We start from the raw sequence: 572 nt of genomic DNA, 5'->3' as shown, positions 1-572 counted from the left end.
GAAGACCCGGTTGACGATCACCGCGTCCGGGTTCGGTTGCCCGTAGGCAAACATCGTGCCTTGCCCTTTCCGCAATGAGTGCATCGCCTCCATCCCTTTCAACGTCCGATATGCAGATGTCCGGTTCTTAAACGCGCCTTTCGGCCCGAGGATCCGCTTCAGCCGACCATGGTCGCCTTCCAGGATGTTGTTGAGGTATTTCACCTGCCGGTGTTCCACTGTTGGCGGGCAGATTCCCTCTGACTTCAACTCGGCGATTGCCCTGGCTAGGGAGGGTGCTTTATCGGTGTTGATCACTCTGGGATACCCGGCTGACGCATTGGATCTGAGGGCCTTGGCCAGGAAACGCTTCGCTGCGGCCACGTTCCGCTTCGGAGAGAGGTAAAAGTCCAGGGTCTGGCCACCGGCGGTGATCGCCCGATAGAGGTAGCACCACCTGCCGCCGACCCGGATATAGGTCTCATCCACCCGCCAGGAACTGGCCTGCCAGTCAGGTACCTGCCGGTACCACCGTGTTTGCTTGTCCAGCTCAGGGGCGTATTTCTGGACCCAGCGGTAGATCGTGGTGTGAT

1 protein-coding gene is annotated in these 572 nt (G+C 59.6%); it reads right to left on the bottom strand.

Annotated features, from left to right (window positions below; genetic code table 11):
* Window positions 1-572 (bottom strand): IS6 family transposase (locus tag M3G19_RS11820; protein ID WP_259902796.1); only part of this gene is annotated, 572 nt, incomplete at both ends.

The organism is Corynebacterium sp. p3-SID1194, from assembly GCF_025144155.1.
Lineage (GTDB): Bacteria > Actinomycetota > Actinomycetes > Mycobacteriales > Mycobacteriaceae > Corynebacterium.
This window is presented reverse-complemented; position numbering and strand designations above follow the sequence as displayed.